The sequence below is a fragment of the Micromonospora craniellae genome, from assembly GCF_014764405.1.
Taxonomy (GTDB): Bacteria; Actinomycetota; Actinomycetes; order Mycobacteriales; family Micromonosporaceae; genus Micromonospora; species Micromonospora craniellae.
The window spans coordinates 6,068,494-6,090,382 of sequence record NZ_CP061725.1 but is presented as its reverse complement, the minus strand read 5'-3'; the positions used below and the strand labels follow the sequence as shown (position 1 = coordinate 6,090,382).

Below are 21,889 nucleotides of genomic sequence, written 5' to 3'. Positions count from 1 at the left end.
CGCGCCACCACCACCGGCGGCGCCGACCGGGACAGGGAGCACGCCGATGCGGTACGACCTTCGCGACCGGACGGTCCTGATCACCGGAGCGGCCCGGGGCATCGGCGCCGCGCTGGCCCGGGGCGCCACCGCCCGAGGCGCCCGCGTCGCGCTGGTCGGCCTGGAGCCGGCGCTGCTGCGGCAGCTCGCCGCCGAGCTGAACGGACACTGGTACGAGGCGGACGTGACCGACCAGTCCGCGCTGGACGACGCCGTCACCTCCACCGTCGAGCGGTACGGCGGCATCGACGTGGTGGTGGCCAACGCCGGCATCGCGAACCTGGGGACCGTCGCGCTCGGGCCGGTCGACGCGCTCGTACGCACCATCGAGGTCAACCTCACCGGTGTGGTGCGTACCGTCAGCGCGGCCCTGCCGCAGGTGCTCGCCGCCCGGGGCCACGTGCTGATCGTCTCCTCGGCGGCGGCCTTCGGCGCCATGCCGGGGATGGCCGCGTACTGCGCGTCGAAGGCGGGGGCGGAGCAGTTCGGCAACGTCCTGCGCCTGGAGAACCGCCGGCACGGGCTCACCGTGGGCACCGCGCATCCCATCTGGATCGACACCGACCTGGTCCGCGACCTGCGCGACGATCTGGCCTCGTTCCGGCAGGCCCAACGCCGGCTGCCCTGGCCGCTGAACACCGTGGTCGGCGTCGAGCGGTGCGCCGAGGAACTGCTGCGCGGCATCGAGCGCCGCCGCCGCAAGGTGTACGTGCCGCGCTCGATCGGCCTGGTCCAGGCGCTGCGGCCGATCGCACAGAGCCGGATGTCCGATGCGCTGATCAGCCGCTTCGGCGGTACCACCATGGTCGCGCAGATGGAGGACGAGGTACGCCTGCTGGGTCGCTCCTTCGGGCGTACCTCGGTGGAGGGGGACGGCGCATGACGGTGCGTTTCCGGCGGGCCGGTACCGGCGAGCCGCTGCTGCTCGTGCACGGCATCGGGCACCGGCACCAGGCATGGGAGCCGGTCTTCGACCGGCTCGCCGCCCACCACGACGTGATCGCGATCGACCTGCCCGGCTTCGGTGAGTCCCCGGTGCCGCCGACGGGGATGCCCACCGACATGGCAGCCATCGTCGCGACCCTGCGGCCGGTACTCGCCGACTGGGGGCTGGACCGTCCGCACGTCGCCGGGTACAGCCTCGGCGGCGCGATCGGTCTGGAGTTGGCCGCGTCCGGCCTGGTCGCCTCGGCCACCGCGCTCTCCCCCGCCGGGTTCTTCACCGACGCCGAGCGACGCCGCGCGCTGCGCGCCCTGAGCTGGATGCGGGTCACCAGCCACCTGCCGACGCCGCTGATCCGGGCCGCGCTGCGCTCGCCGGGCCTGCGCGCATGGTGCTTCGGCCCGCTGGTGGCCCGCCCGGCGGCGCTGGACGCCGAACGTGCCCTGGCCGACGCCCTGGCCCTGCGCCGATGCGCGGGTTTCGGCACCGTCGCCCGCGCCGCCCGGGGCTACCGGGTCGACTGCGTCACACTCGGCGCGTGCGCGGTGCCGGTCACCATCGGCTGGGGTGACCGGGATCGCATCTTCGGCGTCCACCAGGCCGAACGGGCCCGCACCAAGCTACCGGGCGCCCGCGTGCAGACCCTGTCCGGCTGTGGACACGTACCGATGAGCGACGATCCCGAGGCGGTCGCCACGCTCATCCTGGAGACCACCGGCGCACTGCCGCGCCCGGTCGATCCGGCGGCCGGGCTCACCGGGAGGTCCGTGCGTGCGGAAGAGGCAGGACTCGTTGCCCCCGAGCAGCACCCCGACAGTAATACTTGCTCTCCTGCAAGAGTCGCAGATGCTGGCGGACGACGTAATCTGCCTGCATGAGCAACCTCGCCCACCCGGACGCCGGTGGCACCGGCGGCCGGTCGTCGGGGGCCGGCGAGGAGACCTGTCTGCTGTCCGAGTGGTTCACCGCACAGACGGTGACCCCGCTGCGGCACCTGCTCGCCGCGCAGATCGCCGCCGCCGGCCTGACCGGGGACCTGGCCGAGGATCTCGTCCTGGCCGTGCACGAGTTGGTCACCAACGCCGTGCTGCACGGCGGCGGCCAGGGACGTCTGGACCTGATCCGGCGGGCCGACCTGCTCGTCTGCGAGGTCTCCGACCACGGCGACCAGCCTGACGCCGACCTGCCGGCGCATCCGCCGGCCACCACCACCGCCGGTGGGCGCGGCCTCTGGTTGGCTCACCAGCTGACCGGTGCGCTGACCCTCACCCGTCGGCCCGACGGGATGACCGCCAGCGTCACCGCCAGCCTGATCGGCCAGCCGGCCGCGTTGCCGAGTCTGCCCCCCGGCCCGCCGCCCGTCGATCGGTTCGGCGACGGCGGGGCGCTGCCGCGCCGGTAGGCGCGGCAGCCGGCACCCGCGTCAGCCGTTGTGTTTCTGCTGGCAGGGCACGCAGAACCTGGCGTGCGGGAGGATTTCGAGACGCTCCCGGGGGATGGCGGTGCCGCACTTCTCGCAGGTGCCGTAGCTGCCGCTGGCCAGACGCCGCAGCGCCCCCGAGATCCGCTCCAGGCTCTGCCGGGTGGCGGCGATCAGCGCGGCGTTGGTGTGCGCCTCCGCCGGGTCGCCGGTGTCGGCCGTCAACTGGGTGAGCCGGGCCGTCTGGGCCTCGAACTCATGGGTCAACGTCGCCTGGAGTTCGGTGCGCCACTGCTGGTCGTATGTATCGATGCTCATCTGCATTCCCTCTTCCCGAAAATAGAAAAGGGCCGAAGCTGTCCGCTTCGCCCCTGGCCGTCCTGGTGGTGTGGACGCTATGCCGGGGGGCTCCGGCCGGCGGGGCGCGGCTGGTTGTGACCGGCCCGCGCGGCGGCCCACGCCGATCGGGTCGCGGTGCACCGCCCCAGCGCAGCCGCCAGTGGCACCGCCGTGGCGACGGCGGCGCGGACCAACAGCGCGGCGGGATGCATCGCACCACCATAGGTGCGCCGGTACGGGAATCCAATGGCAAATCCTGACGGTCGCGGCAGCAGACCCGCCCGTATGCGCATCAAAGCCGCTAAGGTGACAGATACCGCAGCGGCACGCCCGCCCGGCGGCGGCCCCGCCCGCCCGGCGCCGTCGATCACCAGGAGGTGGGGGGATGTCCGAGGCGGTACGCCACTTCTTCGACGATCTCGTTCGTGGCGGCGGTCGGATGCTGCGCCAGGTCTCCGGCACGCTCCGCTTCGACCTGCGCTACCCCGACCACGTCGATCACTGGCGGGTCCGCATCGACCGTGGGCGGGTGACGGTCTCGCGTGGCGACGCGGCCCCGGCGGATACCGTGATCTCCACCGACGAGATGCTGTTCCTGCAGATGGCACGCGGCGAGGTCAAGCCGCTGCCCGCGTGGCTACGCAACGACTTCTCCGCGGACGGCGAGTTCCGGCTCGTGCTCATGCTTGAGCGGATCTTCGCACCGCCACCGGGCGCCCGTCACCCACGGGAGGTGGCCGGCCGCCGCAGCCAGGCCGGGGAGCGGATGTGACGTGAAGAAACTGGTCCGCATCCTCGACGGCAATGTCTTCGCTCTCAGCGAGGACAACGGGGACATGGTGTTCAGTGCCACCAACCCGAGCGGCTTCTTCGCCTTCGACACGCGGTTCCTGTCCACCTGGCGGCTGAGCCTGGACGGGGAGCAGGTGAATCCGCTGGCCGTGCACGACCCCAGCTACTACCAGATCCGGTTCTTCCTGGTGCCCGGCCACCCGACCCACTACGTGGACGCCAAGGTGTCGGTGATCCGGGACCGGTGGATCTCGGGCTACGGGTTCGTCGAGCGACTGACCGTGCTCAACCACACCGGCGCGCCGGTCGACCACGTCCTGCGCGTCGAGGTGGACAGCGACTTCGCTCCCATCTACAACGTGGTCTGGCCACGCGCCTCATCGCTGCGCGGCTATCGCGAGGTGTCCGACGGCTGTCTGCGGCTGGGCTACCGGCGGGAGAAGTTCCACCGGCTCACCGACGTCTCCTCCAGCGAGCCCGCCGAGGTCGACGAGCGCGGGCTGACGTTCCGGATCCGGGTCGACCGGCAGGGCAGGTGGAGCACGACGCTCCAGGTGACCGGCCTGGTCCCGAGCCCGAACGGCGAGGACGTCCGGACGCGACTCGGTCACCACGGGCACCTCAAGGGGGCGCGGCTGCAACACGACCTGAGCGAGTGGCTGGCGGACGCACCTCAGCTGACCTGCGACTGGGAACCGATGACCACCACCTACCGGCGCGGGCTGGTGGACCTGGCCGGTCTGCGCTACACGCCGCTGGCCGCGCCGCACGAGTCGATGCCGGCGGCCGGGCTGCCCTGGTCGGCGACGCTCATCGGCCGCGACAGCATCTTCACCTGCTTCCAGACGCTGCCCTTCGTGCCCCGCCTGGCCACCACCACGCTGCGCATGCTCGCACTGAGCCAGGGCACGGTGCTCGACGACTTCCGGGACGAGGAACCCGGAAAGATCCTCAACGAGTTCCGGTACGGCGAGATGGCGGCCTTCGAGGAGCGTCCACAGTCGCCGTACTTTGGCGGGGCGGACGTCACCCCGCTGTTCGTCGTGCTGCTCGACGAGTACGAACGCTGGACCGGTGATGGCGCGCTGGTCCGCGAGTTGGAGGACACCGCCCGGGCGGCGTTGCGCTGGATCGACGGGTACGGCGACGTGCGCGGTGACGGGTACGTCTGGTACCAGCCGCGCAACGAACGCAGCGGGGCACAGAACCACTGCTGGAAGGACTCCCCGGAGGCGATCTGCTACCGCGACGGCCGGGTACCCGGACTGCCCCGCGCCACGTGCGAGTTGCAGGGCTACGCGTACGACGCGAAACGGCGCGGCGCCCGGCTGGCCCGCGAGTTCTGGGCCGACCCGGCGTACGCCGACCGCCTGGAGCAGCAGGCGGCGGAGCTCAAGCAGCGGTTCAACCGGGACTTCTGGATCGACGACGGCGGGTACTTCGCGCTGGCGCTCGGCCCCGACGGCGACCGGGTGGACGCGCTGGCGTCGAACATGGGGCACCTGCTGTGGAGTGGCATCGCCGACGACGACAAGGCCGCCGCGGTCGCCGACCACCTGCTCGGGCCCCGGCTGTTCTCTGGCTGGGGGGTGCGGACGCTCGCCACCGGGCAGGTCAGTTACAACCCGCTCGGCTACCACGTCGGCACCGTGTGGCCGTTCGACAACTCGTTGATCGCGATGGGCCTGCGCCGGTACGGCTTCCTGGCCGAGGCGGGCGTCATCGCGGAGAGCGTGATCGACGCGGCGCGGCACTTCGCCGGGCGGGTACCGGAGTCGTTCGCGGGCTACGACCGGGAGCTGACGCGCTTCCCGGTGCCGTATCCGGCGTCGAACAGCCCGCAGGCGTCCGCCACCGGGGCGATCTTCCTGCTGCTGCGCACCCTGCTCGGCCTGGAGCCGTACGGCGAGCATCTGGTGGTGCATCCGGCGATACCGCAGCGGTTCGGCCGGATCGAGTTGCTCGACATCCCGGGTCGCTGGGGTCACAAGGACGCGATCGGCAACGCCCGCGCGGGCGCGCCCTGACCTATCAACACCCGACTCCTGCGCCGCTGCGACACCGTTGGTGCGCCCGCCGGGTGATGCCACAGCCCCCGCGCGCGCAGGATCGGCAGCACCCCCTCGCCGAACCAGTAGGCCTCCTCCACGTGCGGATGCCCGGAGAGGACGAACTCGTCGAGGCCGAGCGCGTGGTACTCAGCGATCCGGTCGGCCACCTCGGTGTGACTGCCCACCAGGGCGGTGCCCGCGCCACCACGGACCAGGCCGACGCCGGCCCGGCGACCTGCGCCGGCGGCTCGCCCCAGGTGAGGTAGACGTCGCTGTGCCGGGCGGCCACCGGGCCGGCGGCGGCCGACGAGCCGCCGAAGTAGACCGGCGGCTCCGGCTCGGGCAGTCGGGCCAGGCGGGCCTGCTCGACGCGGACGTGCGGACCCGCCTGGTCGACCGTGTCGCCGCGCCAGAGCGCCCGCACCACGTGCAGGAACTCGTCGGTACGGGCGTACCGGGCGTCCTTGTCCAGGAAGTCGCCGTACGCCCGCTGCTCGTGCGACTCACCGCCGGTGACCGTGTTGACCAACAGCCGCCCCTCGGAGAGACGCTGGAACGTGGCGCCCATCTGCGCCGCGAGGGTGGGCGAGAGCAGGCCGGGCCGGAAGGCGACCAGGAACTTCAGCCGTTCGGTGACCTCGGTGAGCTGCTGCCGCACGGACTCGTGTCGATGTCCCCCCTTCGCTGTGTCCAGGAGACCCCATGCGTACCCCTCCCCCGCGTCGCGCCCGCACCACCGTGCTCACGGCGCTCGCCCTGGTCGCCGCAGCCGGCCTCACCGCGTGCGGCGGGTCGGCGAGCGGCGACGACGACACCCCCCGCCTGCGCATCGGCTACCAGCGGTTCGGCGGGCTCAGCCTGGTCAAGGCGCGAGGCGAGGCCCCGGACGCCGAGTGGTCGTTGTTCGAGAGCGGCCCGGTGCTGACCGAGGTCGGCCTCGCCGACCGTCACCGCGCCTGGCCCGCCGAGCTCTCCGGCGGCCAGGCACAGCGGGTCGCGGTCGCCCGAGCCCTGGTACGCGAACCCGACGTGCTGCTGCTCGACGAGCCGTTCGGCGCGCTCGACGCGCTCACCCGACTCCGGATGCAGGCGCTGCTGCGTCGACTGCGCGCCGAACACGGTTTCGCCGCCCTGCTGGTCACCCACGACGTCGAGGAGGCGCTGCTGCTCGCCGACCGGCTGCTCCTGCTGGAGTCCGGCGTCATCGCCGAAGAACTGAGCGTGCCCCTCGGCCCGACCCGTACTCCCGACGACCTCGCCTTCGGCGCGCTCCGCCGCCGCCTGCTCGACCGACTCGGCGTACCGACCTGAGGTGGCCCCGAGACCGCGACACCGCCGCTCAGGCGACGAATCTGCCGCCCTTGACACCCTGGACGAAGCCGGCCCACTGGCCGGTGGTGAACGACAGCACCGGCCCCTGCCGATCCTTGCTGTCCCGCACGGCGACCGCCGTTGGGAGATTGTCGGCCACCTCGACACAGTTCCCGGTCGATCCCGACCGGGTGCTCTTGCGCCAGGTCAAGCGACTCGGGTTCATGCGGGTCCTCCTACTTGACCAACTCCTCAGCCAACGCGAGAAGCCTATCCCTGGTGGGCTTCGGTCCGAGCGCGACGGCCTGCAGTTGTTCATGAGCGGTGGCGTATGCCGAGATCTCCGCAGGTCGGTCCAGATACAGCGCGCCGGTGAGAGTGCCGACGTACACCATCCTCTCCTCGGCGGCGTCTGGATAGGGCTCCGGCAGGGGCGGAAAGTCGAGGATGACGAAGCTGCCGTCGAAGCCGAGGCCGGTGGAGTACGGCAGTAGCTGAACCTGGACGTTACTCCGAGTGGAGTGCTCGACCAGGAGTCTGATCTGCCGGTGCAGCACCTCGGGGCCTCCCACCGCGCGGCGGACGGCTCCTTCGTCGATCACCACTCGCAGTATCGGCGGGTCATCCTCGGCCAGGATCTTCTGGCGTTCCATGCGGAGTGACACCTGTCGCTCGATCTCGTCGTCTCGCAGAGGTATCGGACCGGTCTGGAAGACCGCACGGGCATACTCCTCGCCCTGAAGCAGACCCGGGAACATCTGGCACTCGTACGTGCGGATGACCGACGCCTCGGACTCCATGCCCACGTACGCCGTGAACCAGTCGGGCAGGACGTCGCCGTACCGCTGCCACCACCCACGCTGCTTCGCTTGACGCGCTACGGCGACCACCGCCTCGGCCTGGTCGCCCTCGACTCCGTACAACGCCAGGAGCGCCCGTACGTCGTTCGGGTGTGGACGCACGTCGCCGTTCTCGACGCGGCTGAGCCAGCTTGCGTCGTGATCCACCTGTTGGGCCGCATCTGCGGACGTGTAGCCGGCCCGCTCACGGAGCTTCCGCAAGGTGAGCACCAGCCGTCGCCGCTGGACGGTGGGACTTTGACGAGTGGCCATGCCGCCATCGTGCCACAGAATCGACGCGATTCCCTTTCGCATGACAGTCGCCCGCACCTTGGGAATTCGCATATTGCGGATTGTTGTGTTGCGTGGGACGGTGTGACTGGGTGTGGTGGCCGGATGACCGGGCGTGGCCCGGCCGCCACGCCCCTCACAAGAGGAGGGGCAGATGGTCCGGCAGATGACCTACAACGAGTTCCTGCTCGCTGCGGCTCTCACGTTCGCCCGTCGGCACCGGCCGAGGTGGAACCACGTGCTGCGGCGGGTGACGTGTCGGTGCGGTCGGGATCTGCCGTGCCGAGTGCGGCACCGAGTGCCGATCAATCGTGGCCACTGGCCGGGAGAGGCGTCATGACGGCGCACGGGCCGGTGGCGCCGATCTGGACCTGCGCGGGATGTGATGCGCCCTGGCCCTGCCGGACGCGTCGTCAGGAACTGCGGGCCGAGTACGACCAGGCTCCGGTGTCGTTGGCGCTCTACCTGGGCGCGTGTCTGGTGGCGGCCAGTCAGGACATGGGGTGGGCGCCGGCCGGGCTGCTGCATCGGCGGTTCCTCGGGTGGCTGCCGTGACCACCGCACCCGCTCGGGGCGACGGAGAGTTCCGCACCGGCGAACGACGGCGTGAGCCACCCCTCGATCATGCCGGTACCGTATGGTGACACGGTACCGACATGATCGAACAGAGAGCGGCGCGTACCCGGCGCGCTGGTGGGGCCAGGCGCGCCCAGGTGGTGGCGGTATTGTCCGAACGCGGAGATGCCGGGACCCGTGGCGGATGCTGATGGAGTTCTGGATCGCCGCCGCACACGACGCCGAGCTCCGCGCCCACGCCGCCGTCCTGGCCGAGCAGTACCGTCAACCGTTCGTCGAGGCCGTCCAGCGTGGCGTGGATTCCGGGTCGTTCGCGCCCCGGTTCGCGGTCCCGGCGGTCGTCGACGTGCTGGTCGCGACGATGGACGGCCTGCTCTACCCCCTCGTGCTGGGCCACCGGGGTTCGGCCGAGAATGGCGTGGACCGGGTGTTCCTGATCGTGCCCGGCGGAGACGACGGGCACCGCTCGGTCACCGGTCTCGGCTCCGCGGTACGCGCGTTCCTCGACCTTGCGCAGAGCCGAGAGGTGAAGCGCGTCGTTCTGATGACCGCGCTCGGCATGGGACACGCACCGGCCGAGGTCGAGCAGCGCGCGTGTGCGAGCTGACCGACGCGTTCACCGTGACCGGGCCGACGATCTCCCACCACCTCAAGGTGCTGCGCGAGGCCGGGCTGATCGACTGCGAGCGTCGCGGCACGTGGGTCTACTACTGGATCGTCCCGGCCCGTCTCGCCGCCCTGTCCCAGCTCCTCGACGTCTCCGCCGCCGACGCGGTCGCGCCGACCCGGTGACAGCCGACCAGCCCTGGGCGGTGACGCGGCGGGCGTCGGCCGAACTCGTCGGCACCGGCCTGCTCGTAACGCCGTGGTCGGCTCCGGGACAGCGTGCCCCCGCCGATCATCGGTCACGGGCCGGATGAGTCGGATCCGCGGTTCACCGCCGCGGTGGCCGAGCTGCCCACCCGGCTACGGGCACGGGCCCGCCGCACCGCACCGGGTGCCACCGGGCCGGCGTCGTCCGATGCCAGGCCGGCGTCGTCCACCGGACGGCGATCGGTCGACGGGGCCGGGTGAGCCTGCGCGGCCGGGGCGGCCAAGGCACTATCCTTCGCCGGGTGGGCACCTCCGGTGGCAGCGAGCGGACGGTTGTCGCGTCGAACCGCAAGGCGCGGCACGACTACACGATCCTCAAGACCTACGAGGCGGGGATCGTGCTGGCCGGCACCGAGGTCAAGTCGCTGCGCGAGAAGCGCGTCTCGCTCGTCGACGCCTTCGCACAGGAACGCGACGGCGAGATCATGCTCTACGGCCTGCACATCGCGGAGTACGGCTACGGCACCTGGACGAACCACGCGCCCCGTCGCACCCGGAAGCTGCTGCTGCGCCGGGTGGAGATCGAGCGCATCCTGGCGCAGACCCGCGAGGGCGGGATCACGTTGGTGCCGCTGTCGATGTACTTCTCGGGCGGCTGGGCCAAGGTCGAGCTGGCGCTGGCCAAGGGCCGCAAGGCGTACGACAAGCGGCAGGCGCTGGCCGCCCGGGACGCCGACCGGGAGATCGCCCGGGAGTTGGGCCGGCGCCTCAAGGGGCGGACCGGCCGGTACGCCGACGGGCGCGCGACCGGTCGGTGATCAGCCGGCGAGCAGGTGGCCGTGTGCCGCGCGGAGCCGGGTGAGCGCGGGGTCGCTGCCGGCCGGGGTGCGTCGTTCCAGCTCGGCCCAGACCTCGGCCAACGCGGTCGTCACCGCGCGCAGTTCGGCGGCGTGCCGACGGCCGCTCTGCTCACGCTGGGCCTCCAGCCGGCGGGCCCAGCCGGCGGTGACCTCGGCGAGCCGGTCGGTGTCGGCGCGGGCCTGCGCGGCGGTGCGTAACGCGCTCGCCGGCACGACCGCGGCGACCGGCCGGGGATCGCCGTCGCGGGTGATCACGGTGACGGTGTCGGTCAGCTCCGCCATCGCGACGAGCTGACTCAGCCGGGTGCGCGCCTCGCGCAGCGGCAGCGAGCGCGGCGGGACGGCGCCTGGGGTGAGGGCGGGGACAGCCATGAATACATCGTGGGTGCGGGGTACGACACTTTCCGCGACCGTCCACGGTCCGGGACCGTGGGGCGGGCAGGATGCGCGTGCCCCCGAGCGCCGTTGCTCGGGGGCACGCGCATCCTGCCCGGGGCCGGGCCGACACTCAGCGCGTCGGGCGGTCCCGGCGGGACGGAAACTGTGCGCCCGGACGGGCCAGGCTCGACCGGGCGCGCAGCCCGACCGGGTCGGGAGCGGTGACGGCGGCCGGGACCGGCGCGTTGTTGACGGTTCCGTCCCGCAGAGAGTCCAGGTACGCCATCGCGGCCCGGTCATCGTCGGTCGGTGCGGCGAGCAGAGCGTACACCAGTCCCACGATGCCGAAGATCACCAAGAGGACGATCGGCAGCAGCATGGTGCTGACCGTGGCACCGGAGATCTCGCTCCGCTGGTCGTGCAGGTGCACCGACAACGCGCTCATCCCGGTGAAGTGCATGCCGTTGACCGCCACACCCATCACCAGCGCCGAGCCGAAGATCGCCACTCCACGACGGACGGTCACCCCGAGCCAGAGCGCCACGGTGGAGGCGACCACCGCGATCACGATCGACGCCGCCACGCGCAGCGTGTCGTAGTTCAACTGGCCGTCCAGCCGCATCGCGGCCATACCGCTGTAGTGCATCGCCGCCACGCCGAGACCGGTGAACAGGCCACCAGCCAGGATGCGCACCGCCGACAGCCGGCCGGTGCCCACGATGGCCAGACCGATGCCGACCGCGATCACCGCCAGCAGCGCGCTGGCGACGGTGATCGGCACGTCGTAGCGGATCCGCGATCCGGTCACCGCGAAGCCGAGCATCGCCATGAAATGCATCGTCCAGATCGCGGTACCGCCGAGCGCCCATGCCGCCAGCGTCCCCCACCAGATCTTCTGTCCGGTCGTCGGTGCGATCCGGATCCGCCCCGCGAAGATCAGGCCCAGGATGGAACCCAGCACCGACAGCGCATAACTGATCGCCGGCGTGATCCATCCGTATTCAAAGTGATTGATTTCCGCCACGAGGGCTCCCCCCAGAACTGCTACCAGCGCGTAGCGAACGCGCCGAAGACATGATCGGGGAGCACCCGAGCAGGCACAATAGGCGTTTGGAGACACTTCACGCAGTGTCGCCGCGATCACTCAGCGATGCGTCGATTTTCGACCCGTCACCGTCAAGCGGGCGAATGGTAGGCCAACACCCCCCGATTGACGGCGGTGATCGCCTGCCGGGCCGTGGCCCGGAGGTCGGTCGAGGCGCCACCCGAGTCGGCCAACTGCCCGAGCAGATCCACCACCTGGCGGGCCCACCGCACAAAGTCGCCGGCAGGCATCTCCCCGTCGAACTCGTGCCCGCTGGCCAGCACCTTCGCCAGCGCCTCACCCCGGGCCCAGCGGTAGACCGGCCAGGCGAAGCCCAGATCGGGCTCCCGGGTGACGGCCAGGCCCCGGGCCGCCTCGTCGGCCTCGATCTCGCTCCACAGCTTCAACGTCGCATCCACCGACTCGGCGACCGCGCCACGCGGCAGCGACGCCCGCTCGTCGACGTCCCGACGCGCCTCGAAGACCACCACCGAGACCGCCGCCGCCAACTCGGCCGGAGACAACCCGTCCCAGACCCCGCGCCGCAGGCACTCCGCCACCAGCAGGTCGGCCTCCGTCCAGATCCGCCCCAACATCCGCCCGGCGTCCGTCACCGCACCCTCGCCGGTCAGGTAGCCGCGCGCGGTGAGCAGGGCCACGATCCGGTCGAACGTACGGGCCAACGACCCCGTCCGCCCGGAGACCCGCTGCCGCAACTCCTCGGTGTCCCGCTCCAGCCGCCGCCGACGCTCCGCCCACCGGGCGTGCTCCTCCCGCTCCGGGCAGGCATGGCAGGGGTGCCGCCGCATCTCGGTGCGCAGCTGGGTCAACCGGTGGTCCTCCCCCGACTGCCGACCCCGCGCGCCCCGACGGGAGTGCCGGTCCAGGCCGGTGCCGCTGACCTGCGCCGCCAGGTCCCGCCGGGCGGCCGGGTTGCGGTGGTTGAAGTGCTTGGGCACCCGGATGCGCGCCAACACCTCCGCCGGGGTGGTGAAGTCCCCGGGACTGATCCGGCCCGCCCACCGGTCCTGCGTGAGCACCAGCGGCCGGGGCTCGCTGAACCCGCCCGCCGCCGGATCGAGCACCACGGCCAGCCCGGCACGGCGACCCGAGGGCACCCGGATCACGTCACCCACCCGCAGGCGTTCCAACGCCGCCACCGCCGCCGCCCGGCGCTGACTCTGCCCCTGGCGGGCGATGGCCCGTTCCCGGTCGGCGATCGCCACCCGCAGCGCGAAGTACTCGTCGAAGTCGCCGTGATGGCAGGCCGCCTCCGCGCCGTACGCCTCGATGGTCTCGGTGTTGCGTTGCACCTGCCGAGCCAGGCCAACCACCGACCGGTCCGCCTGGAACTGCGCGAACGAGGACTCCAGCAACTCGCGGGCCGGTGCCGCACCCACACTGCCGACCAGGTTGACCGCCATGTTGTACGACGGCCGGAAGCTCGACCGCAGCGGGTACGTCCGGGTCGAGGCCAGCCCCGCCACGTGCCGCGGATCGGTCTCCGGGGACCACACCACCACGGCGTGCCCCTCGACGTCGATGCCCCGCCGCCCGGCCCGCCCGGTGAGCTGGGTGTACTCCCCCGGGGTCAGGTCGACGTGCGCCTCGCCGTTGTACTTCACCAGCCGCTCCAGCACCACGCAGCGGGCCGGCATGTTGATGCCCAGGGCGAGCGTCTCGGTGGCGAAGACCGCCTTCACCAGCCCCCGGACGAACAGCTCCTCGACGACCTCCTTGAACGCCGGCAGCATCCCGGCGTGGTGGGCGGCCAGCCCGCGCTCCAGGCCGTCGAGCCACTCCCAGTAGCCCAGCACCGACAGGTCCTCGCCCGGGATGGCGGTGATCCGGGACTCCACCACCCGGCGGATCTCCGCGCGCTCCTCGGGCGAGGTGAGCCGCAGCCCGGCCGCCAGGCACTGCTGCACCGCCGCGTCACAACCGGCGCGACTGAAGATGAACAGGATCGCCGGCAACAGCCCATCGCGGTCCAGCCGGTCGACGATGTCCGGCCGCAGCGGGCCACGCCAGCGTGGTCCCCGCCGCCCGGCGCCCGGCCCGGCCGACCGCCCCTCGCCCAGGTCGAGGCGGCGCACCGTGTCCCGGGTGTAGCGCAGCAACTCCGGGTGCACGTCGTGCTTGCGGGCGGCGTCGGCATCGTGGAACAGGTCGAACATCCGCTTGCCGACCAGCATGTGCTGCCACAACGGCACCGGACGGTGCTCGCTGACCACCACCGTGGTCTCGCCGCGCACCGTGATCAGCCAGTCTGCGAACTCCTCGGCGTTGGACACGGTCGCCGACAGCGACACCAGCGTGACCGAGGCGGGCAGGTGGATGATGACCTCCTCCCACACCCCGCCCCGGAACCGGTCGGCCAGGTAGTGGACCTCGTCCATCACCACGTACGCCAGGCCCTGGAGGGTCGCCGAGCCGGCGTAGAGCATGTTGCGCAGCACCTCGGTGGTCATCACCACCACGGGCGCGTCACCGTTGATGGCGTTGTCGCCGGTGAGCAGCCCCACCTGCTCGGCGCCGTAGCGGTCGACCAGGTCGTGGTACTTCTGGTTGGACAGCGCCTTGATCGGCGTGGTGTAGAAGCACTTGCGCCGGGCACCGTCGGCCGGCGCCGGCTGACCCGGGGCACCCCGCAGCGCCAGGTGTACGGCGAACTCGCCGACCACGGTCTTGCCGGCCCCGGTGGGGGCGCACACCAGCACTCCGCTGCCCCGCTCCAGGGCCTGACACGACTCCCGCTGGAAGTCGTCGAGGTCGAACCCGAGATCGGCGGTGAACGCTTCCAGCGCCGGGAACTGTGAGGCCTGGGCGGCCCGGCGGCGCGCCGCGGCGTACCGCTCGGCGGGGCTCGACATGTCACCAAGATTAGTGCGTGCCACCGACGGCCACCCGGCAAGGCCGTCCGGCAGAGCGGTCCGGGTGGGTCGGTAGGGTGCACGTCGTGCCGGATCATCCCGAACCGACCGACGCCGCGCCCGGCGTCGACGACGCCCGCCGGAGGCCGTCCCGCCGGCCCGTACGGGCGGTGCTGCTCGACTTCCACGGCACGCTCGCCCAGGTGGAGGAGCCCAGGGAGTGGGTGCTGGCCGCCGCGGCGGCGTGTGGCGTGACGCTGGACCGGATGCGCGCCACCTCGCTGGCCGACCGGCTGCTCACCGCCGGTCGCGCCGGTGGACCACTCCCTGGCCGGGTACCGCCCCGGCTGGCCGAGCTCTGGGCCGACCGTGACCTCTACCCGCACGCCCACCGGGACGCGTACACCGGGCTTGCCGCGACGGTCGACGCCGGGATCGACGGGTTCGCCGACGCCCTCTACGAGCGCGTGCTGGTGCCGGAGGGCTGGGTGCCGTACCCGGACACCGCCCCCACCCTCGCCGGGCTGCGCGCGGCCGGGGTACGGGTGGGCGTGGTCAGCAACATCGGCTTCGACCTGCGGCCGATCTTCGACGCCTGGGGCCTCGCCGACCTGGTCGACGCGTTCGTGCTCTCCTACGAGGTGGGCCGCTGCAAGCCGGACCCGGCGATCTTCTGGCGCGCCTGCGGCATGCTCGGCGTCGACCCGGAGGAGTCACTGATGGTCGGCGACACCCCCGCCGACGCCGGAGCCGTAGCCGCCGGTTGCGCGGCGCTGGTCCTGCCCCCCGCCGACCCAGGCCGCCCCAACGGCCTAGGCTCCGTCCTAGACCTCCTCCCCCACCCCCACCCCCTCCCCCACCCGCACCCCTAACTCGCCCCTGCCCCACCCTGCCCCACCCCACCCGTTGATCAAGGAGTTTTGGCCATGCCCTGCGGGTTTGGATGGCCAAAACTCCTTGATCAACAGGGCAGGGCGGTACCCGGTACCCGCGATGATGGAGTTGCGGGACTCGTTTCGCCACTTTTATCCGCATTTTAGGTCGCCACAACTCCATGATCGACGGCGCGGGGCGAGGGCGGCGTGAGGGGGCGGCGTGAGGGTGAGGGGCGGTGGGGCGAGGGTGGTAGGCAGGTTGGGGTCAGCGGAGGAGGTGGAGGGCGGTGGGGGTGGCGGTTACGGTGACGGGGAGGGGTAGTGAGCGCTCGCCGTCGGCGTAGGTGGTGATGCCCTCGGCGGCCACGGTCACGGTGCGGGCGCGGAAGGTGCGCACCAGCGGGTGCTCGACGTGGGTGCCGGCGTAGATGCGCGGCTTGACCCGGATCAGGGTACGGCGGTCGAACCGGCCGCCGACCACCACGTCGAGCAGCCCGTCGGTCGGGTCCGCGTCCGGGCAGATCCGCATTCCGCCGCCGTAGCTGGCGCTGTTGCCGACCGCCACCAGCACCGCGTCAACGTCGACCCGCTCGCCGTCGAGAGTGAGGGTGTACCGGCGCGGGCGCAGCCGGGCCAACTCCACCAGGATCGCCAGGTCGTAGCGGCGGGCGCCCCTCGGCCACCACATCCGGTTGGCCCGTTCGTTGACGATCGCGTCGAAGCCGGCCGCGAGCACGGCCCCGTACCAGCGCACCGCCCCGTCGTACCCGGTCATCCTGGCCAGGTCGACCGGCCGGCTGCGGCCCTCGCGCAGCGCCGCCGCGACCACGTCCGCAGCCGCGCGCGGATCGCTCGGGAAGCCGGTCTCGATCGCGAAGTCGTTGCCGGTGCCGGCCGGCACCGGGGCGAACGGCACCGTGGTGCCGGCCACCGCCTGCATCGCCCGGTGCACCGTGCCGTCGCCACCCACCGCGACCAGCGCGGACACGCCCTCGCCGACCGCCGCCCGGCAGGCCGCCTCCGCCTCGACCGCACTGCCCGCGCGCAGCAGCCGGACCGGGCGCCCGGCGGCCGAGAGCCGGTCCACCAGTTCCGGCAGCAGGCCCCGGCGCCGGCCACGCCCGGCGGTCGGATTCGCCAGTACGGCGACGGGCCCGTCGGGACTCGGGAGGTGATCGTCTGCGGTCACGGCGTGCACCGTACCCGCCACCCGGTCGTGAGGTCAGCGGTGGAAGGCTGAATTCCGCCCGCCCCGCAGCACGAACGCCGCCCCCGTCGGGGGCGGCGTTCGTGGTGACCGTTCGGGTCAGGTCACGTCGTCGAAGCGACGCTCGATCGGCCTGGGTGCGGTGACCGGCTCCGGGGAGTCGATCGGGCTGGACGCCTCCACCCGCGCGCCCGCCTGCACCGGCTCCGGGTCGGACTCCAGCGGCGAGACCTCGTCGTCGTCGAGACCGGCGTAGATTTCCTTGCCGCGTCCGCGCCGCTTGTCGTTGAGGAACGCCACCCCGACCGCAGCGAAATAGAGCGCGCACAGACACAGGGCCAGCGCGGTCATACCGAACGGGTCCGGCGTCGGAGTGACCACCGCCGCGAAGGCGAAGAACAGGAAGACCGCGATCCGCCACCAGCCGAGCAGCTTCTTCGCGCTGGCGATGCCGACGAAGTTGAGCATCAGCACGATCAGCGGGAACTCGAACGCCACCCCGAACAGCAAAATCAGGTTGGTGACGAACGATATGTAGCGGGTGATGTCCAGCGTCGTGTTGATGTCGTCGCCGGAGACCTGGAGCAGAAACTCCAGGCCCTTGGAGGTCACGAAGTACGCCAGCACCGCGCCGGCCGCGAACAGCGGTGCCGCCAGGGCGGTGAAGACGTACGCGTACCGCCGCTCGTTGCGGTGCAGGCCCGGCGCGATGAACGCCCAGAGCTGGTACAGCCAGATCGGCGCGGCAATGATCAACCCGACCCACAACCCGATCTTCAGGTTGAGCAGGAAGAGGTCCGCCGGGCCGAGCTGGACGAAGTTGCATCGACCGTCGGGCGTCGTACTGCCGGGAAGCTGGCAGTACGGCTGCGACAACAAATGGCGGACCGGACCAGCCAGCCAGATTCCGATGCCGAAGCCGACCAGAATGGCCAGCGACGCCTTGAACAGCCGGGTACGCAGCTCACGGAAGTGCTCGACCAGGGTCATCGAGCCGTCGGAGGCCCGCTCGAAGTTGCTCGGCCCGCGTTTGCGGAGTCCGAAGGCCACGGTGATCGGCCTCCGGAATCAGTTCTCGCGGACGCGCTGCACCGGGTCGGCAACCGGCTGCTGCACGGTGCCCTGGTACGGCGGCTGCTGCACGGTGCCCTGGTACGGCGGCTGCTGCACGGTGCCCTGGTACGGCGGCTGCTGAGGTGCCTGTTGGGTGGGCTGCTGCGGCGGGTACGGCTGGTAGCCGGCCTGCGCGTCGGCCTTGCCGGCGAGATCGCGGTCGTCGTCGGCGAGGCTCTTGGTCTCCGCCTTGATGATCCGCAGCGAGCGGCCCAGGGAGCGCGCCGCGTCGGGAAGCCGCTTCGCACCGAAGAGCAGGATCATCACGACCACGAGTACGGCGATGTGCCAGGGCCTGAGGGCACCCATGGGAAACTCCAGTCGCTCTGTGTCGATGAGGGTGTACCGCAGCCCATCGTACGTGCGTCATCGGCTGTTGCCACCCGCCGGGCGAAGGGGCGTCCCGGTGGGTGAAGTCTCGACCACGTACGAGCGTCCCGTCAACCACCGAACTCGATCATGCGGGGTCGGATCGGGGCAGGTAGGCCCTCAGCCGCCCCGGCTTGCGCGGATCAGGGTCAGCCGCTGCTCGGTCGTCTCCAACCGGCTCTGCAGGCTCTCGGCGCGCTGCTGGAGGCTCTCCGCGGCGGCGCTCAGCGCGGCGGCCTCGTCGGCCCGCCGCTGCAACCGCCCGACAGCCCGGCGCAGATGCGGCAACCGGGCCAGCACCGGACGAACCGCCAGCGCGAGGACGACCAACGGCACCAGCACCAGCGCGAGCACGATCCACTTCAGCACGGGCGTCAGCCTACTGCCTGGCTGCCTGCCCCGCCGGGTCCGCACCCCGCGACACCGGCGTCGCGTACGCCTCCAGGGCCGCCCCGGCCGCGTCCCGGACCTGCTCGGCCAGTTCGGCCGGGGCGACGACGGTGACGTCCGGGCCGAGGCCGAGCACGAACCGGCGCGCCCAGCCCAGGTCGGTGACCCGCAGCGAGACCACCCAGCGCTCGCCGTCGGACTCGACCCGCTCGCAGGGGTAGTACTCGGTGATCCACCGCTCCCCCCGGCCGATGCGCAGCGTGATCAGCGGCAGCTCCGACGAGGGCCGGAACACGCCGTCGCTGAGGTCCTGCGGGCGGGCCTGCGGCGGCACCACGGCCAGCTCGGTCAGTTCGGTGACCGCGTCGATCCGGTCGGCCCGGAACAACCGGACCGCCTCGGCCCGGCGGCACCACGCCTCGACGTACGTCCGGCCACTGACCATCAGCACCCGCAGCGGGTCGATGACGCGTTCGGTGGTCTCGTCCCGGGCCGCTGTGTAGTACGTGATGCGCAGCGCCCGGCCGCTCTCCACGGCGGCGCGCAGCTGCTCGACCCGACCGGTGTCGCCGGGCAGCCGTACCTCCACCGGGGCCGCCACCTGGTCACCGGCGGCGTCCTCGATCTTGGCGAGGGCCCGTTCGACCGCCTCCCGGTTGGCCACCCCGGGCGTCTCGGCGAGCATCCGCAGCGCCACCACCAGGGCCAGTGCCTCGTCGGGCGTGAGTCGCAGCGGCCGGTCGATCCCGGCGTCGTAGATGATGGTCACCCGGTCGCCGTCGAAGGCCATGTCGATCAGGTCACCCGGGCCGTACCCGGGCAGCCCGCAGACCCACAGCAGCTCCAGGTCCTCGCGGAGCTGACGCTCGGTGACGCCCAGGTCGCCGGCGGCCTCGGAGATCTCGATGCCGGGCCGGGCGAGCAGGTACGGCACCAGGTTGAGCAGCCGGGCCAACCGGTCGGCCGAGGCACGGGAAGAGATCCTCGCGCTCACCGAGCTGGCCTTTCGTTCGCGACTGCGGGGCTCGCAAGCTCACTCCTCGCGCTCACCGGACTACCGCCATGTCGTCGTGCCGGACGGCGATCTCCTTGAGGCGCTGGATGACCGCCTCACGTACCTCCGGCGGGTCGAGCACCCGCACGTCGGGCCCGTAGCCGACCAGATGCCCGGCCAGGGAGTCGGCGTCGGCGTAGGGCAGGACCAACCGGTCGGCCTCCGGCCCGGCGGTCACCTCGACCGCCCAGCGGCGCAGGCCGGCGCCCCGCCCGGAGGTCACCAGCACGGTCGCCCGGCCTGGCCGTTCGGCCGGGCCGGACCAGCGGGCCACGTGGCTGATCAGGTCGACGTCGGTCGGCGGCTGGTAGGCGCCGGACCCGCCGGTCGCCCGGACCGGACCGGCGACCCGGGACAGCCGGAAGCAGCGGGTGGCGTCGCGGTCCAGGTCGTGGCCGACCACGTACCACCGGCCACGCCAGCAGACCACGCCCCACGGTTGCAGCCGGCGGCGGGTAGGGGCGTCCTGGTCCGGTACCCGGTAGTCGAAGCGGACCTCGCGCCGGTCCCGCGCGGCGGCGGTCAGCGGGGCGAACGCCGGATCGACCGTCACCATGGGTTCCAGGCCGAGGGTGGCCTGCGGATCCACGTCCACCCCGGCGGCACGCAGCTTCGCCAGCCCGGAGGAGGCGGCGGCCGCCAGGCCGGCGTGCTGCCAGAGCCGGGCGGCGATGCCGACTGCGGCGGCCTCGTCCGGTTTGAGGTGAATGTCGGGGAGGGCATACTCACGCTGGGCGATCCGGTAACCCGGCTCGGTATCGAAGGCGCTCGCCGTCCCGGTCTCCAGCGGTACGCCCAACTCCCGCAGTTCAGCCTTGTCACGCTCGAACTTGCGCTGGAAGGCCTCGTGCTCACGGGCGTCGTCGGGTTCGTGTTCGTAACCGGGCACGGTCGCGGCGATCTGCGCAGCGGTCAGGAACCGCCGCGTGGACAGCAGGCAGATCACCAGGTTGACCAGGCGTTCAGTGCGACTTCGCGACACGGCGTAGACGCTAGCAGTCGCGCCGCTCCCCCCACGCACCCGCGCCGCCCCCGGATGCCTCCGGATGTAAGGAGGGGTCCCCTACTAACGCCTCGTGTATAGGAAGGGTCCCTTCCTTACATCCGTACCCGGGCGTGAGCGGGCGGTGGGGTGGGGGTTAGCGTGCGGGGATGGTGCGATGGCGGGCAGGCGTGGTGGCGACGCTGCGGCGGCGGTGGGCCGGAGCCGTGGAGCTCGACGTCGAGCTGACCGACGGCACGTCGATGCGGGCGCTGGCGTACCCGGAGCTGGTGGGTGAGCCCGAGCCCGGTGACCGGGTGCTGCTCAACGCCGGAGCGCTGCTGATGGGTCTGGGCACCGGCGGGTACGCCATGGTGGTGGCGGTGCCCGACCGGCTGCCGCAGGACCCGCCGCAGGCCCTCGACTCCCGCGACGCGGGCCACCTGGTCAAGGCGCGCTACACCCCGTTGCAGCCGATCCTGCTCGGGGTGGACGAGGAGGCGTCGCCGCACCGCGAGGTGCTGGCCGCCGCCGAGGATCTGGGCGGCCTGCCGGTGGTGACCGCCGACCTGCACTCGGCTCTGCCGGCGATCCTGGCCGGCATCCGGGCCGACGCGCCGCACGCCCGGGTGGCGTACCTGCTCACCGACGGCGGGGCGTTGCCCGCCTGGTTCTCCCGGACCCTGGCCGGGCTACGTGACGAGTTGGCCGGCACGATCAGCGTCGGGCAGGCGTTCGGCGGCGACCTGGAGGCGTCCACCCTGCACAGCGGGCTGCTCGCCGCCCGGCACGTACTCGACGCCGACATCGCCGTGGTGGCGCAGGGGCCGGGCAACCTGGGCACTGGTACCCGCTGGGGTTTCTCCGGGGTGGCGGTGGGCGAGGCGGTCAACGCGATCGCCGCGCTGGGCGGGCGGCCGGTCGGCTCGCTCCGGATCTCCGCGGCCGACCCTCGGCCACGGCACCAAGGCGTGTCGCACCACAGCCTGACCTCGTACGGGCGGGTGGCGCTGGCCCGCGCGGAGCTGGTGGCGCCCGACGGCCTGGACCCGGTGCTGGCCGCCGAGGTCGACGCGGCGCTGGCGCCGCTGGCCGACCGGCACACGCTGGTACGGGTGGACGACACGGGGTTGGACGCGGCGCTGCGGCGCAGCCCGGTGCCGCTGTCGACGATGGGGCGCGGCCTGGACGCCGACCACGCCTACTTCCTGGCCGCCGCGGCAGCCGGCCGGTACGCGGCCCGCCTCACGTCGACGACGCCCCCACCACCCGCCGCTTCCTGAGGCACCG

The 21,889-nt window shown here is 72.2% G+C and carries 24 protein-coding genes and 1 pseudogene; 12 read left to right on the top strand and 13 right to left on the bottom strand.

Features of this window, described 5'->3' with window-relative positions:
* Window positions 1-46 precede the first annotated feature (46 nt).
* Genes ID554_RS27640 through ID554_RS27630 form a run of 3 tightly spaced genes read left to right on the top strand, consistent with a single transcriptional unit; the run spans window position 47 to window position 2,384 of the window.
* A complete protein-coding gene (locus ID554_RS27640) occupies window positions 47-922 on the top strand; it encodes an SDR family oxidoreductase (RefSeq protein WP_117227822.1) in 876 nt (291 codons plus the stop codon).
* Window positions 919-1,860 (top strand): alpha/beta fold hydrolase, encoded by a 942-nt coding sequence (locus tag ID554_RS27635; RefSeq protein WP_117227823.1) that lies wholly within the window; start codon window positions 919-921, stop codon window positions 1,858-1,860. The genes ID554_RS27640 and ID554_RS27635 overlap by 4 nt, the downstream gene beginning before the upstream one ends.
* Entirely contained in the window at window positions 1,857-2,384 is a 528-nt protein-coding gene (locus tag ID554_RS27630) for an ATP-binding protein (RefSeq protein ID WP_117227824.1), read from the top strand. Before ID554_RS27635 ends, ID554_RS27630 begins: the two co-directional genes overlap by 4 nt.
* A 21-nt stretch (window positions 2,385-2,405) precedes the next feature.
* Here the strand turns inward: ID554_RS27630 and ID554_RS27625 are convergent, their stop codons facing one another.
* Window positions 2,406-2,720: a TraR/DksA family transcriptional regulator gene (locus tag ID554_RS27625; RefSeq protein WP_117227891.1), complete on the bottom strand. Its 315-nt coding sequence runs from the start codon at window positions 2,718-2,720 to the stop codon at window positions 2,406-2,408.
* Window positions 2,721-3,126: 406 nt separating this feature from the next.
* Between ID554_RS27625 and ID554_RS27620 the strand changes: the two genes are divergently transcribed.
* Together ID554_RS27620 and ID554_RS27615 are read left to right on the top strand one after the other, a co-directional pair.
* Window positions 3,127-3,513 carry an SCP2 sterol-binding domain-containing protein gene (locus ID554_RS27620; RefSeq protein WP_117227825.1) on the top strand — a complete coding sequence of 129 codons (387 nt, stop codon included), beginning with the start codon at window positions 3,127-3,129 and terminating at the stop codon, window positions 3,511-3,513.
* 1 nt (window position 3,514) lies between these two features.
* A complete protein-coding gene (locus tag ID554_RS27615) occupies window positions 3,515-5,560 on the top strand; it encodes an amylo-alpha-1,6-glucosidase (RefSeq protein ID WP_117227826.1) in 2,046 nt (681 codons plus the stop codon).
* On the opposite strand, the pseudogene ID554_RS27610 reads toward ID554_RS27615, so the two are convergent.
* Window positions 5,518-6,230 (bottom strand): annotated as a pseudogene (locus tag ID554_RS27610) (LLM class flavin-dependent oxidoreductase); the annotation flags it as partial. The gene ID554_RS27615 and the pseudogene ID554_RS27610 sit on opposite strands and share 43 nt — an antisense overlap.
* A gap of 56 nt (window positions 6,231-6,286) precedes the next feature.
* Here ID554_RS27610 and ID554_RS32110 point away from each other — a divergent pair.
* Window positions 6,287-6,895, top strand: coding sequence for an ATP-binding cassette domain-containing protein (locus ID554_RS32110; protein ID WP_223884289.1), 609 nt, complete (start codon window positions 6,287-6,289; stop codon window positions 6,893-6,895).
* Between the two features lie 28 nt (window positions 6,896-6,923).
* Here the strand turns inward: ID554_RS32110 and ID554_RS27600 are convergent, their stop codons facing one another.
* Together ID554_RS27600 and ID554_RS27595 are read right to left on the bottom strand one after the other, a co-directional pair.
* A complete protein-coding gene (locus tag ID554_RS27600) occupies window positions 6,924-7,121 on the bottom strand; it encodes a DUF397 domain-containing protein (RefSeq protein ID WP_117227827.1) in 198 nt (65 codons plus the stop codon).
* A gap of 10 nt (window positions 7,122-7,131) precedes the next feature.
* Window positions 7,132-8,007 (bottom strand): helix-turn-helix domain-containing protein, encoded by an 876-nt coding sequence (locus tag ID554_RS27595; RefSeq protein ID WP_117227828.1) that lies wholly within the window; start codon window positions 8,005-8,007, stop codon window positions 7,132-7,134.
* Between the two features lie 354 nt (window positions 8,008-8,361).
* Here ID554_RS27595 and ID554_RS27590 point away from each other — a divergent pair, with 354 nt between their 5' ends.
* The 4 genes from ID554_RS27590 to smpB all read left to right on the top strand — a co-directional run bounded on the left by ID554_RS27590 (window position 8,362) and on the right by smpB (window position 10,232).
* Complete coding sequence (locus ID554_RS27590; RefSeq protein WP_117227830.1) at window positions 8,362-8,580, top strand: hypothetical protein; 219 nt, start codon at window positions 8,362-8,364, stop codon at window positions 8,578-8,580.
* A gap of 82 nt (window positions 8,581-8,662) precedes the next feature.
* On the top strand, window positions 8,663-9,208 hold the full coding sequence (locus ID554_RS27585) for a TetR family transcriptional regulator C-terminal domain-containing protein (protein WP_117227831.1): 546 nt from the start codon (window positions 8,663-8,665) through the stop codon (window positions 9,206-9,208).
* Entirely contained in the window at window positions 9,196-9,393 is a 198-nt protein-coding gene (locus ID554_RS27580; RefSeq protein WP_117227832.1) for an ArsR/SmtB family transcription factor, read from the top strand. The genes ID554_RS27585 and ID554_RS27580 overlap by 13 nt, the downstream gene beginning before the upstream one ends.
* Window positions 9,394-9,716: 323 nt before the next feature.
* Entirely contained in the window at window positions 9,717-10,232 is a 516-nt protein-coding gene (smpB, locus tag ID554_RS27575) for an SsrA-binding protein SmpB (protein ID WP_117227833.1), read from the top strand.
* Here smpB and ID554_RS27570 read toward each other — a convergent pair whose 3' ends face one another.
* The 3 genes from ID554_RS27570 to ID554_RS27560 all read right to left on the bottom strand — a co-directional run bounded on the left by ID554_RS27570 (window position 10,233) and on the right by ID554_RS27560 (window position 14,609).
* A complete protein-coding gene (locus ID554_RS27570) occupies window positions 10,233-10,646 on the bottom strand; it encodes a type II toxin-antitoxin system Phd/YefM family antitoxin (protein WP_117227834.1) in 414 nt (137 codons plus the stop codon).
* A 136-nt stretch (window positions 10,647-10,782) separates the two neighbouring features.
* Entirely contained in the window at window positions 10,783-11,676 is an 894-nt protein-coding gene (locus tag ID554_RS27565; RefSeq protein WP_117227835.1) for an MHYT domain-containing protein, read from the bottom strand.
* Between the two features lie 152 nt (window positions 11,677-11,828).
* A complete protein-coding gene (locus tag ID554_RS27560) occupies window positions 11,829-14,609 on the bottom strand; it encodes a DEAD/DEAH box helicase (RefSeq protein ID WP_117227836.1) in 2,781 nt (926 codons plus the stop codon).
* Between the two features lie 86 nt (window positions 14,610-14,695).
* On the opposite strand from ID554_RS27560, the gene ID554_RS27555 reads away from it, so the two are divergent.
* Window positions 14,696-15,481: an HAD family hydrolase gene (locus ID554_RS27555; RefSeq protein ID WP_117227892.1), complete on the top strand. Its 786-nt coding sequence runs from the start codon at window positions 14,696-14,698 to the stop codon at window positions 15,479-15,481.
* Window positions 15,482-15,749: 268 nt separating this feature from the next.
* On the opposite strand, the gene ID554_RS27550 is transcribed toward ID554_RS27555, so the two are convergent.
* The 6 genes from ID554_RS27550 to ID554_RS27525 form a co-directional block, all read right to left on the bottom strand.
* Window positions 15,750-16,682, bottom strand: coding sequence for a diacylglycerol kinase (locus tag ID554_RS27550; protein WP_117227893.1), 933 nt, complete (start codon window positions 16,680-16,682; stop codon window positions 15,750-15,752).
* Between the two features lie 108 nt (window positions 16,683-16,790).
* On the bottom strand, window positions 16,791-17,741 hold the full coding sequence (gene tatC / locus ID554_RS27545) for a twin-arginine translocase subunit TatC (RefSeq protein WP_117227837.1): 951 nt from the start codon (window positions 17,739-17,741) through the stop codon (window positions 16,791-16,793).
* Between the two features lie 18 nt (window positions 17,742-17,759).
* On the bottom strand, window positions 17,760-18,113 hold the full coding sequence (gene tatA, locus ID554_RS27540; protein ID WP_117227838.1) for a Sec-independent protein translocase subunit TatA: 354 nt from the start codon (window positions 18,111-18,113) through the stop codon (window positions 17,760-17,762).
* A gap of 180 nt (window positions 18,114-18,293) precedes the next feature.
* Window positions 18,294-18,542: a hypothetical protein gene (locus ID554_RS27535; RefSeq protein WP_117227839.1), complete on the bottom strand. Its 249-nt coding sequence runs from the start codon at window positions 18,540-18,542 to the stop codon at window positions 18,294-18,296.
* A gap of 10 nt (window positions 18,543-18,552) precedes the next feature.
* Window positions 18,553-19,557, bottom strand: coding sequence for a helix-turn-helix transcriptional regulator (locus tag ID554_RS27530; RefSeq protein WP_117227840.1), 1,005 nt, complete (start codon window positions 19,555-19,557; stop codon window positions 18,553-18,555).
* Between the two features lie 52 nt (window positions 19,558-19,609).
* The gene (locus ID554_RS27525; RefSeq protein WP_117227841.1) at window positions 19,610-20,599 is read right to left on the bottom strand and encodes a helix-turn-helix transcriptional regulator; all 990 of its coding nucleotides are present in this window, start codon (window positions 20,597-20,599) and stop codon (window positions 19,610-19,612) included.
* Between the two features lie 170 nt (window positions 20,600-20,769).
* On the opposite strand from ID554_RS27525, the gene ID554_RS27520 reads away from it, so the two are divergent.
* Window positions 20,770-21,882 (top strand): DUF3866 family protein, encoded by a 1,113-nt coding sequence (locus tag ID554_RS27520; RefSeq protein WP_117227842.1) that lies wholly within the window; start codon window positions 20,770-20,772, stop codon window positions 21,880-21,882.
* Window positions 21,883-21,889: the final 7 nt, after the last annotated feature.

Coding starts and splice junctions, on each gene's coding strand:
- ID554_RS27640 (WP_117227822.1), top strand. CDS start 47: ATGCGGTACGACCTTCGCGACCGGACGGTCCTGATCACCGGAGCGGCC.
- ID554_RS27635 (WP_117227823.1), top strand. CDS start 919: ATGACGGTGCGTTTCCGGCGGGCCGGTACCGGCGAGCCGCTGCTGCTC.
- ID554_RS27630 (WP_117227824.1), top strand. CDS start 1,857: ATGAGCAACCTCGCCCACCCGGACGCCGGTGGCACCGGCGGCCGGTCG.
- ID554_RS27625 (WP_117227891.1), bottom strand. CDS start 2,720: ATGAGCATCGATACATACGACCAGCAGTGGCGCACCGAACTCCAGGCG.
- ID554_RS27620 (WP_117227825.1), top strand. CDS start 3,127: ATGTCCGAGGCGGTACGCCACTTCTTCGACGATCTCGTTCGTGGCGGC.
- ID554_RS32110 (WP_223884289.1), top strand. CDS start 6,287: ATGCGTACCCCTCCCCCGCGTCGCGCCCGCACCACCGTGCTCACGGCG.
- ID554_RS27600 (WP_117227827.1), bottom strand. CDS start 7,121: ATGAACCCGAGTCGCTTGACCTGGCGCAAGAGCACCCGGTCGGGATCG.
- ID554_RS27595 (WP_117227828.1), bottom strand. CDS start 8,007: ATGGCCACTCGTCAAAGTCCCACCGTCCAGCGGCGACGGCTGGTGCTC.
- ID554_RS27590 (WP_117227830.1), top strand. CDS start 8,362: ATGACGGCGCACGGGCCGGTGGCGCCGATCTGGACCTGCGCGGGATGT.
- ID554_RS27585 (WP_117227831.1), top strand. CDS start 8,663: ATGGTGACACGGTACCGACATGATCGAACAGAGAGCGGCGCGTACCCG.
- ID554_RS27570 (WP_117227834.1), bottom strand. CDS start 10,646: ATGGCTGTCCCCGCCCTCACCCCAGGCGCCGTCCCGCCGCGCTCGCTG.
- ID554_RS27560 (WP_117227836.1), bottom strand. CDS start 14,609: ATGTCGAGCCCCGCCGAGCGGTACGCCGCGGCGCGCCGCCGGGCCGCC.
- tatA (WP_117227838.1), bottom strand. CDS start 18,113: ATGGGTGCCCTCAGGCCCTGGCACATCGCCGTACTCGTGGTCGTGATG.
- ID554_RS27520 (WP_117227842.1), top strand. CDS start 20,770: ATGGTGCGATGGCGGGCAGGCGTGGTGGCGACGCTGCGGCGGCGGTGG.